The sequence below is a fragment of the Bradyrhizobium sp. S3.2.6 genome (assembly GCF_040546885.1).
Classification (GTDB): Bacteria; Pseudomonadota; Alphaproteobacteria; order Rhizobiales; family Xanthobacteraceae; genus Bradyrhizobium; species Bradyrhizobium cytisi.
The window spans coordinates 1-11,067 of record NZ_JBEPOS010000032.1 but is presented as its reverse complement, the minus strand read 5'-3'; the positions used below and the strand labels follow the sequence as shown (position 1 = coordinate 11,067).

General features: G+C 56.5%; 5 protein-coding genes. 4 read left to right on the top strand and 1 reads right to left on the bottom strand.

Annotated features, from left to right (window positions below; genetic code table 11):
- Positions 1–280: 280 nt before the first annotated feature.
- Positions 281–481, bottom strand: coding sequence for a hypothetical protein (locus ABID58_RS33995; protein WP_027533616.1), 201 nt, complete (start codon positions 479–481; stop codon positions 281–283).
- 632 nt (positions 482–1,113) lie between these two features.
- Here ABID58_RS33995 and ABID58_RS33990 point away from each other — a divergent pair.
- The 4 genes from ABID58_RS33990 (at position 1,114) to ABID58_RS33975 (ending at position 10,351) form a co-directional block, all read left to right on the top strand.
- Positions 1,114–2,799 carry an SIR2 family protein gene (locus tag ABID58_RS33990; RefSeq protein WP_354037282.1) on the top strand — a complete coding sequence of 562 codons (1,686 nt, stop codon included), beginning with the start codon at positions 1,114–1,116 and terminating at the stop codon, positions 2,797–2,799.
- A 169-nt stretch (positions 2,800–2,968) separates the two neighbouring features.
- Positions 2,969–4,483, top strand: a complete 1,515-nt coding sequence (locus ABID58_RS33985) for a T6SS phospholipase effector Tle1-like catalytic domain-containing protein (RefSeq protein ID WP_354037280.1) — start codon at positions 2,969–2,971, stop codon at positions 4,481–4,483.
- A 685-nt stretch (positions 4,484–5,168) separates the two neighbouring features.
- A complete protein-coding gene (locus tag ABID58_RS33980; protein ID WP_354037279.1) occupies positions 5,169–10,010 on the top strand; it encodes a CHAT domain-containing protein in 4,842 nt (1,613 codons plus the stop codon).
- On the top strand, positions 9,995–10,351 hold the full coding sequence (locus tag ABID58_RS33975) for a hypothetical protein (RefSeq protein ID WP_354037277.1): 357 nt from the start codon (positions 9,995–9,997) through the stop codon (positions 10,349–10,351). The genes ABID58_RS33980 and ABID58_RS33975 overlap by 16 nt, the downstream gene beginning before the upstream one ends.
- Positions 10,352–11,067 lie beyond the last annotated feature (716 nt).

The window sequence follows — 11,067 nt, the reverse complement described above, 5'->3', positions numbered from 1 at the left end:
ACCCGCGCTTTGATTTTTGACTAGCCTCCTTCGCCCTGCGGCTTTGAAAACGCGATTACTTCCGTACGCTTGAATGCCGCGTGAAAGCTCGCCACTAGATGGCTCCTTTTCTGCTCAGCATTCCAGGGGGCTCCTCTATTCAACCGCCAACTGCAGTTGCCCAGCTGAAGTCATAGTGAGCGCTCACCATCTTCATTGCGCTAACAGCGACGGGAACGCAGATGATTTGCACCAACGTTCTGGTCGAGAACACCGTATTTAGAGCAGCATGATGTCGCCTCTAGCGCTGGTGACCGAGACGGATTCCAAGCTTGAGCGCCTTTTGGCGGAGTGAGCCTTCGGAGCGCTTTGTCAGCTTCGCGATTTTTGCAACGGGCGTCTTCGCTTTCGAATGAGCGCGCAGCTCTTTCACGTCAGCCTTTGTGTATTCGCGACGCACAGTTTTCTTCTTCGTAGCCGTCTTCTTTGCCTTCTTCGCCACTTTCAGCTCCTCGATTCGAAAGCGGGCGTACTAGCATAGCCGCATTGAGGCGCAACCCTCCATCAGTTGACTCTATATGTCTATATGCTGGGTACGACCCGTGAACCCTCTGGTGACATCAGCATTGCAGGCGATTTGCCCGACCTATCAATTATTTCGGCAGTTCTTAATGGGTCAACATTACAACTTGAAGTGATCTGATCCATAAAGGGCCAGATCCTAACTACACCGAGGGCTCGGCTATGCTTGGTGACGCCGCTTCTAGAATATGCGTAGGGATCCGTGCCAACTATCTTAGAAACCCAGGACCCTATAGCAGCCTTCCAAGAGTCCCCGCATTCTATCGGCTCGGTGGGTTGTCGGCAGACCTTTGAAACGCAGAGAATCGTGAGTGGTAGTACACTCAATCCCAACATGAGAATATTTTGATGCCAACGCCCCCGCGTACGTTAGAAGACATTGTAGAGGCGCTGCGGCCGAAACCAGGCACAACGCGAAAATGCACCATGCTACTCGGTGCTGGCTGTTCGATCAGCGCAGGCATTCCGCCGGCAGGTGCCGTGGTCCAGCATATTAGGACCTCATATCCTGCCGCCTACGCGCGCGCGACCCCGAAAGACTATCCTGGCTGCATGGCCAGTCTCGACCGGGGGGTCCGGCGCGACCTTATTGGCGGATACATCGACAATGCGAAAATCAATTGGGCTCACCTCGCGCTCGCTCAACTTATTGATCACAACTTTATCGATCGAGTGCTTACCACCAATTTTGATCCTCTCGTTTCTAGGGCCTGCTCACTTATAACTTCGTTCCCGGCGGTTTATGACTTCGCCGCCTCGCATCTCTTCAATCCCGACCAGGTGAGTGAAAAATCGATATTCCATCTCCATGGCCAGCGTGATGGCTTTGTGCTTCTCAACACGCGCGAAGAGGTGAACAAACATCGGCGCTATGTGAAACCTGTTTTCGAGGATGCGCATAAAGGCCGGATTTGGATTGTGGTCGGTTATAGCGGCGAGAACGATCCGGTCTTTGATCTTCTGGCCGATGTCAGGACATTTGAGTATGGGCTCTATTGGGTGGGCTATGGAAAGACGCCGCCGGCCCATGTCTCCAAACGGCTCCTCACCCCGGGACGCGGCACGCACTTCTTGGGGGGGTGGGATGCCGATGATTTCTTCGTCACGCTGGCTCAAAGGCTCGGATGCTTTCCCCCGCGTTTCGTAACGCAGCCGTTCTCGCATTTAAAATCTATGTTTCAGATGCTGAAGGACTACAAAGCTCCGAGAAGCAATCTGGACGACGAACCTGGGCTCCGCGAAAGGCGGTTTGACGTCGCCGCCGTCATACGGCCCCAGCTCGACACCCTGATCGCCGACCAAGAGCAGGCCCTATCCGCCGAATACTATTTCCTCGCAGGCGAGCATGAGCGCGTTGCCGCGTTGTTCAAGGGCCGGCAGTTGAACAAGCTGACCGAACGGGAGCGGGACACTTACGGCTGGTCTCAAATGATTCTGGGCGATCGTGCGCATTCAGCGGCGAAAATCAACGATGATCGTGAAGTTTATCGGAAAGCCGCAGAGCATTTCGCCATCGCGGCGAAGATTCGGGTCACAGAAGCTGATGCCCTCTACAACTGGGGCAATGTCCTGTTCGACCTGTCCATGGCAGTCCGCAATGGCGCGCCGGAAGTGATGACCAGGGCGGCGGAAGCGCTGCTCAACCGTGCCGTCGTGAAATATCGGGCTGCACTGGCAATAGATCCTAAATTTTCAGACGCCCACAACAATTTGGCGAACGCGTTGGCGGATCTGGCGCGCGCAGAATATCCTCGCAGCGATAACGGGATGTTGCGAGAAGCATTTGGTCATTATGAAGCGGCGCTCCGACATACCCAGACGCCCGACCTAGTTCACAATAATTTTGCCAAGGCTCTACATGAGTTGGCACGGGTCACGGACGACCTCGTGCTGTTTAAGAAGTCGATGGTGCATTTCCAGGCCGCGGGAGCGGCCAATCCAAACTATTACAGCGTCTATCTAAGCTGGGGCCACGCGCTTGCTGATCTGGCCCGCAGAACTGGCGCCGCCAAGACCTATAAAGCGGCATTTGAGAAATACCACCGGGCTGCGGAGATTGAGCCGACGGATACAGCCGCGCATCACAGTTGGTATTATACGATCCTGGAATTCGCCAAGAAATTGAAGGGAAAGGAAAAGGCGGCTTATCTGAAGCAGGCCGCGGCCGTATCCGCCGAACAAAAACGCCGGCGCCACAATTTGAAGCGCCGCGTTCTGCGGTCCGAGGGAGCAAGGTAAGGGAGCGGATGCCGAGAGACTAGCGGTTGAGCTTCAGCTCCCGCGGAGTAGACGATAATTGTTGCGGACGTGACCACCCGCGCTGTGCGCAAGTGGGCCAGCTCACATTTCGGCCAATGCAATCTGTGATATGGATTGGCCTTTGGCGCACTTTTGGGGATGGTGTGCAATGCCGAAGAATATTGTGATCTTTTCCGATGGCACAGGCCAAGCCGGAGGAATCAATTTCGACGAAGCGCGAACGAACGTTTACAAGCTCTACCGCGCCTGCCGCATCGGCCCGGACACGAAGGTCGAACCATCCGAACAGGTCGCCTTCTATGATGCCGGTCTTGGTTCAGCGTCGGACGGCGGCCACTTCAAGGTCGGCTGGATGCGCTGGCTCTACAACCTCGCCAGCATAGCGACGGGCCTCGGGATTACGCGGAACATCGTCGATTGCTATGCCGCGATCATAGCCCTGTATGAGGAAGGCGATCGGATATTTCTCATCGGCTTCAGCCGAGGCGCCTACACAGTCCGGTCGGTTGCCGGCGTCATGACCTATTGCGGGATCCCGCGCCATATGCCGGACGGCTCGCCCCTGCGCCGCGACCCAAAGAGCATCCACAGGCTGGCCGAGCACGCCGTCAAGGATGTCTATCAATTCTGCCCATCGTACTCACGCAGGATTGGTGGGTACCGCCAATTCCTGCTGGAGACGCGCGACGCCATCGCCGCCCAATTCAGACGGCAGTACGGCAGCACAATCGCCGTCGGTGGCGCCGAGCACGCGAACGTCTTTCCCTACTTCATCGGCGTGTTTGATACCGTCGCCGCCCTCGGCCACAAATATCTCGGCGCGGCGCTCGTAACGGCGGGCATTGCGCTACTGATCGCTCTTCACTGGCTCGGCGGCTTCCTTCAGCCGGTCTTGCCATGGGCCGGATGGGTGGCCTGGAGTCTGAGCTATCTCGGCATCGCCACAGCGCTGATCGCATTTCTCATGAACTATCTCAAGATCGCGCCATCCTTGCTCGGCTATGGGTTCTTCAAGCGCCTCCGGACCGCGCATTTCGCGCCGCCAAAGCACAAATTCTACGACACGACGCTGAATCCGAATGTCGGCTACGCCAAGCACGCGATTTCCATCGACGAGAACCGCGCCGACTTCAAACGCGTCGGCTGGTCGCCCACGGCCGAGAAGCAGGACGAGCGGGACGCGCACGGCAACCTTTACTTCGAACAGGTCTGGTTTCCGGGCGTGCATGCCGATGTCGGCGGCGGCTATCTCGAGAACGAGGCGCGGCTCTCGGACGTCGCGCTCAACTGGCTTCTCGCCGGAGCCTCGCTCATTCCGGGCGGCCTGAAACACGACGGCAGTGTGCTACGGCTGTCGCCCAATCCCGCGGGTCCCCAGCACAATGAGCAGGCAGGAGGCTTCCTCAAGGCCGGGGTTCGTGACCTGCCGATCGACCCCGACATGAAAGAATCGAGATCACCGATGCACAAATCGGTCTATCAGCGTTTCGAAGCAGCGTCCGTTCTTCTCTATGATCGCATGGCGGCCTACCGCCCGGACAACATGAGGGTCCACGTCGACTTCAAGCATTACTTCGATGGGAGCACGGCGCAGCTGCCCCAATGCGTCGCCGATGACATTGAAAAGAAGTGGGAAGATGCCGGCCATAACGGGCGGCTCTGACCCAGATACAACATTGAGGAAGCGGTTCTGTCGGGCGGCCTTCGAGACGCCTTTGGCCTCCGCGGAGACGGGGAGAGCACATCACAATGCCGAGAGTGGACTCGCCGTCCGGACGTCAAAAACACCGTTTGAAAAACCGTTTTAGTTCGGCCCTCTCAAACGGTTTCTCTCGCTAAGGTCTTGATTTGTTTGGTGGGCGCACCAGGGCTCGAACCTGGGACCCGCTGATTAAGAGTCAGGCGGTCACAGTGAGGAAGAAAGAACTCAGCATGCAGCCTGAATGCACCAATACGCTTGAGAGCCTATGGTACGATTCGGAGCGGTGACAGAGTCACCGTTAGGTCGACGCTCACAAGGACGTTGACGCGACGTCGCTCCTTGTCTCACTCTTTCGATAGCATCACCTCATCGCACGATCAGCAACGCGACCTCACCTGCCTTACGGTCACCCTGGCGTCGGCGGCAGACGCTTTCACTTGGGTCCACCGAACGCGATTAGCGACCATTCCGTGAATGTCGAACTGCTTATTATCCACTTCGCAAGCGCGGATGAACGGTCCGTATTCAGTCAAATCCGGACCCACGATCTTGCCTGTGAACCAATTTTCTTCTATTTCTGGATGTATTGCAAACTTGATCCAAGTGAGCGCTCGAAATCTTGAGCTAACGATTATTGGAGCAACCTGTGGTTACTCTTCCCAGACTTGCTTTTGGACTTGGGCTGGGACTGGCGGCAAGTTTCTGCAACGCGACTACAGGCGTAGCCGAGGTTTGTGCAGCCCTTCCGACCCGTCCCGCCGACAGCATCCACTTGCTTCCAAACACTATCGGGAAGAAGACTTGGGAGAGCCGCCTTTCGGCATGCCAAGCCGTCGATAATCCAGATGCACGATTTGCCGAAGCAACATTTCTCGTCAACATGGGCGACATAAGCGGCGCTACCGAAAAACTTACGCCCTTGATCAAAGTGTTGCCTTCTACCGCCGCGTTGTTGCTAGCCGACATCATTACCGAGCAATGGAAGGATGCCCAGGCGTCGTTGCAGAAGTCAGAAGAGCTCTATCGCCCTCTCCTGGACGGCCAACATCCGGAGGCCGACGAGGGCCTCGGGGTGGCCCTACTCAAAGGATCGTCAGATCCTGTAGTCAGAAAGCGGGCATTTGAACTGTTGCAGGGCGCAATCGAAAAAGGCTCGACTTCGGCGCAGGCACGAATGGGAGCGTCGCTATTCTACACAGGGATTAACTCGGAAGAGAAGGCCGCCGGTCTCCAAAAAATGGAAACGGCCGCGGCCACCGGCAACCGGGCCGCCGTCATCGAGTTAGGGAGGATTTTCTCGTTCGGCCTAGGAGTGGAACGGAATCAGGAGCGTGCGGAAGAGCTTTTAAGTCGCCCTGTTGTGTCGGAAGCAGCCGAAAGCCAGTACCTGCTCGCCCTGCTTTGGAAGGCGGGATGGCGTATCCCTGCTTCGGTGTCCAAGCCCATGAGCGAGGAGCTGCAAGACTTGGTTCGTCGACTGCTCGCGCGTCCGCAAGCAGGTCCTGGCGCGGGACCAAGCCTGACTGATGAGCAGCGCAACCAGATGCAAAAGCGGGTGATGGAGCTTAATTCTCTCATGCAAGTGCATTGGGACGGTGACAAAGCGATCTCGCTTCTCCGTCTATCAGCGTCCCAAGAATATCTGCCAGCGATCGTCAGCTTGGGCACGGCCCTCTCCTTTGGAAAATATGGCCAGTTCGATCCTACCGAAGGAATTCACTGGCTGATGATCGCGTACGAGCGTGGAGATGCCGCGGCAGCCGAACGGCTTGGCATACTTCACGAAATGAAGGTTGCTGGGCTCAACGATGATGACGCGGTGTCCTATTACAAAACTGCTGCTGATCGCACCTTTGCCCGCTCGATGTTCGCGATGGAGCGACTAAAGCCCACCAATACCTTGAACGCTTCAGTTACGTGGGCGGAAGAACAAAAACGCACATCCAGGATCATTCAAGGATTGGGCCTTCATGAATTTGACCGGGCGATGCCGTATCAACACCTATATGCACGAAATTTGCCAGAAGCTTCTCCCTACTTTGAAGCGGCCAGGTACGTCCGACTTTCCGTACTGACAAAAGACGGAGAGCAAGTGTTCGGCGGGCTTCTTTCGGCCGGAGACCGAGTGCGCCTCGCTCGAGGCTCTGGCGAGATAATAAGAGTCACCAGAATGGGAGCGCTCGGAGGGGACCCGCTCCTCGGAACACTGTATCGCGATCAAGTCGAAGTCGGCACCATGAGTTTCGGAAGCGACCAGTTCGCCGAAGTTACCGGCACGATTCCCGACTTCGGAAACGATATCAGCGCTGCCGTGCCCGGCATTCCGGAAACTGGCATCGTGTTCCGTGCGGACGAGGGCTTTGAGAACGCGATATCGGTTCACGACCCCGATTTTAAGCGCGAGTTACGCACGAGCGGTTATAAATGGAGTGGCCCATACGACGATGGCCCTTCTCATCTGTATACGCCGACAGACGTGAGCATTCCGAATCTCCCGCGGCTGGCTGCGACGATCCGCGGCGGCACGCTTCTTGAGATCATCGTCGATGGCTCACCCATTTTTAAGGGACGCATCCCCGATCGGACAAATCTTTACTTGGATTTTGCGCCAGCTGACATTAGGGCCGGCATCCATGTCGCGTGGCCACAGGATGTGACCAAGATGCCGTCGGAAGCAGCGCGGGATTGGATGCCGAAACCAGCACCGACGATTGTCTCGGGCGATCGCTCCATCGGTTGGATCTATTCGCAGTATGATACTGCTGCCGACAAGCTTTATGCCTCTTTCGTTGAGGCAAATGCCTCAGTAGCGGCGTGGAACGCTGAATTGAAGGGAGACTATCAGTCGTCGCTTCGGCTTCGTTGCTCGGAATACGAATTGGCTCACTTGCGAGCCGGGGGCGCAGCCGTCGAAACCGCGCGAGCTTACGCAAGCATAGCAACATCGCTTGAAATGAACGGTCGGTTGGACGAGGCGATCGTTGTGCGAGAAACTGCGCTCAGCGCGATGAAAGACTTGGATGAGAGGCCTTACGCTGATGTCGTCGAACAGTTGCTCTCATTGGCCAATCTCTATTCCGCCAAGCGAGACCTGACGCGCGCTATTGCGGCCGCCAGAGAGGCCCTAGCGATGGCTACACTATTGCCGAGAGGAGCGAGCGCAATCAGCTCTCAGCCTTACGACTCACGATTCTCGACCTATCCGCAACAAGCAAAAGTCCTGGCGCCGATGGCGGATCTACCTCACGAGATGGTCCAACGGGCCACTGAGATGTTGGCACGCTTCTACGGTGAGGTCGAAGATTTCGATCGATCATACATCTATCTCCAGCAGCTTGCGGCATTCGATTTGTTCGATGACCCCGAAGAAGAAACCAATGGCAACATGGAAGCCTACGTGGCTCTGGCTGATGTTGCTCACAGGTCTGGAAACCATCGAGTCGGCTGGATTGCGGGGTCATTTGTATTACCTAAAGCAAAGGCGGATGCGGGGCAGCGTGACAAGCCGGATCCAATTCCACCTGTAACAATTCCAGCTGGCATCGAAGGAGTGTTCGGACCCGCTGAAAAATCGGCAATCGTCGGACGAGCATTATTGCTATTGGGTGACGCATACTGGGCAGCCGGAAAGCCATGGAGTTACTCTTCGCCGGCTTATGAAGCGTCTCTCAAGTCAGGATTGGGGTCGACGGGACCAGGCACGTCCCTTGCTGTTCGCGCAGGTGCAAAACTTGCCTTTGCGAATTGGATAACAGGTCGCGACGATAGCAACCTCTCTATGTTGAAGGATGCGGGAGCATTTGACTCCGTCAGGAATTCCTTTCCGTTTGTGGAAGCACTTGATCGAGACACTCGTGCGATGTTTGCAAGCGCATACTTAGGTACCTTGCAGCGCCCTCCAGCGATTCGCGATACCGATGCCTTGAAACGCGCCAGTGAAGCTTCGTCCGTATTCTTGATGGACGATAACGAGTCGTTCTCCCGCAACTATCAAGTTGCCCGCCTCAGGCGGAGGGCGAATTCGTCGGCGCAGCTCTCCGCGATCGACGGCTGGGTGAACGCGCGGTCGGACTTCGATAGAAGCATTCGCGTGTTGAATTCCTCTATCGGCTCGAAATTCACGGACGGCAATCTCGAAAAGCAATGGGATGCCAGTCGGAGGGCGCGCGATCGGTTGTCCGCCGCGGAAGATCTTCTGCAAAGATCCTTTTCAGTTGGTCTAGTTTCTCTGACCGGAGCCGACCTTATCGATCAGGTGCAGAAGGCATTGGCTCCCGATGAAGTAGTGGTATCGCTGACACCTACCCGGTTTGCCGTTTATGCGCTTGTCATAACCAACAATTCGATCGCAGTGAGATTTGCCGCCATCAATGACGCCGAACTCGTCGAGCGCGTCCGGGCAATGCGTAACGCACTTGACCCGTTACAGGCAGGAGCACCTGCGTCAAAAGCAGGGGGCATTTCAACCTCCATGGAAGCACTGCTCCGTATGCGGCCGTATACCATTGGACTGTTTGAAGCGGAGGCGGTTTCAAAACGCCGGTGGATCCTGATTTCGCACGATGTCCTGCGAAACATTCCCATCGAAGCAATTCCTTTGAACCCGGCAGCACCGGACGATCTGAACACAGTCGGCAAAGACTGGGATGGCTGGCCGGGTTTATCGAAGGAAATAGGCTACCTGCCCAGCCTGGGCGCCCTGGTTGATCTGCGGTCCGACTTTCCATCCTCGACCGCCACCAATCCTATCTCGGTCATAGCGGATCCGTTGCTCCCTGGTGATCCCCGCTACGACAGCAGCTTTGCATCTACACTCTCGAATATCGGCGATTGGTTTCGGCGCAAGAGGACGTTCTTGAACTTCGATTCCTGGCTGGGCAGTGACGTTGCGCTATCGCCCATACCAGAGACGGCGCATCTCGCCTACGATGTAGTCAAGCAACTGGGAGGAAGCGCCGCAAACGTATATGTAGGCTCCAGAGCGACGAGGAAAGCGATCGAATCCGCGGGAGATCTGCAAAAGTCGCGAGTACTCGTCTTCGCGACTCACGGTGAAACTGCCGAGTCTTTTCCGCAGATTGGAGAGCCGTTTCTCGTTTTGACATCGGATCAAAAAGATCCGATGGGTTTTGAGCCGCTTAGGGCATCAGAAATTTCGCGATTAAACCTTGATGCAGAATTGGTTTTCCTGTCGGCCTGCAGCACGGCGGCTGCCGACGGCACGCCGGCCCGAGCCGGCTTTTCGGGCTTGGCGGATTCCTTTCTGTCAGCAGGTGCCCGCTCCTTGGTGGTGACCGAGTGGAAGGTTCAGACGCGTCCCGCTTACGTGGCAGTCACCGAAGCGCTCAAAGCGTCCAAGGACGGTGCCACGTCTGGGGAAGCGATGCGCTTGGCAAGATTGGCGATGGCTCGGCAGTTCGGGGCCCCTTCATATTGGTCGGCATTTGTGTACATTGGAGATCCAGGGCATAGGTGGGCATTGAAATGACGACAAGTGGGCGTCTCCAAAGCGGGCTTTTCGGCATTGTGGGAAGCTTCGCTCCTTCCATCATTAAGATGTTCAACGATCTGCCAAATCTTGCCTTCCTTCTAAGTTGGCAATGGGCAGTCGTGGTGACTCTCTACGGTCTCTTAGGTGGTTTGATCGCCGTCATTTATCCGTATCGCGGACCTGTAACCGCATGGAAGGCACTTTTGATCGGCGTTAGCTTTCCGTCTCTTATAGGCACTGCAGCGGCCTTGGCACGTGCCGCCGGGCCAGGAACTTCACTGGGTGGGCCGACACCGCAGACCGGATGGACCGGGTTAGATTTTCTCGCCTTGTTTTAGCGGGCGGCGCAAACGGGAATTTGGCGTCAGGCGAGAGCTATGGCCCTCCGGAGCGCGCCGGGCGATTGAAGAAAGAATGGCCCCGATCCTGAGCTGATATAGATATTTCTCAAGCTGACGATATTCGATGTCGCTGAAGATATTGACTCGCTTCAGTCGCAATTTGAGCAAAGCAATCGCTGCGTCCCGAACGGAGTGAGCATCTTCTAAACTGTTGATTTTTCTCGCTGTGACGGGCCCTTCCTCCCGTTTTGTTCACGCTCGTTTCACCCAATTCGTTGCGATTTCGTTGCGGCGGTCTGGAGCGAGAACGGTGAAAATCGCCGCGATTCCTCGGAGCCCAACAGTTCGCCTCGCTGGATGCGCGCCTACCTCCGCCTTAACGGGTCGGTATGGCGGGTCCGGCTACCTGGTCGTGAAAGCCATCGAACAATGGGCTGCGCCAGATCCGCGATCCGCGCGCCGGAACGCGAGATTTACTGCCGCGGGGGGATTCTCGAGCGCTTGGCCGAGCTCCTGCTCGCGCGCATGCTGACGAAGGTCGATGACCTCTACCACGAGCGCGAGGCACTGCTGGTGTCCCGATCCGCCCCCAATCAGTGATGCCACTGCTCACATGCGCGTAAGCGCGAAGCCGATACCCTTGCTTCGAAGTTAGAACGAATGTGCGAAGAAGCCTCCGGCTTGGAACGGAGGTTTGGATGGGATTGGACAGC

Bases quoted from the DNA above. Each gene is read 5' to 3' on its own strand.
- ABID58_RS33990 (WP_354037282.1), top strand. From the start codon at position 1,114: ATGGCCAGTCTCGACCGGGGGGTCCGGCGCGACCTTATTGGCGGATAC.
- ABID58_RS33985 (WP_354037280.1), top strand. From the start codon at position 2,969: ATGCCGAAGAATATTGTGATCTTTTCCGATGGCACAGGCCAAGCCGGA.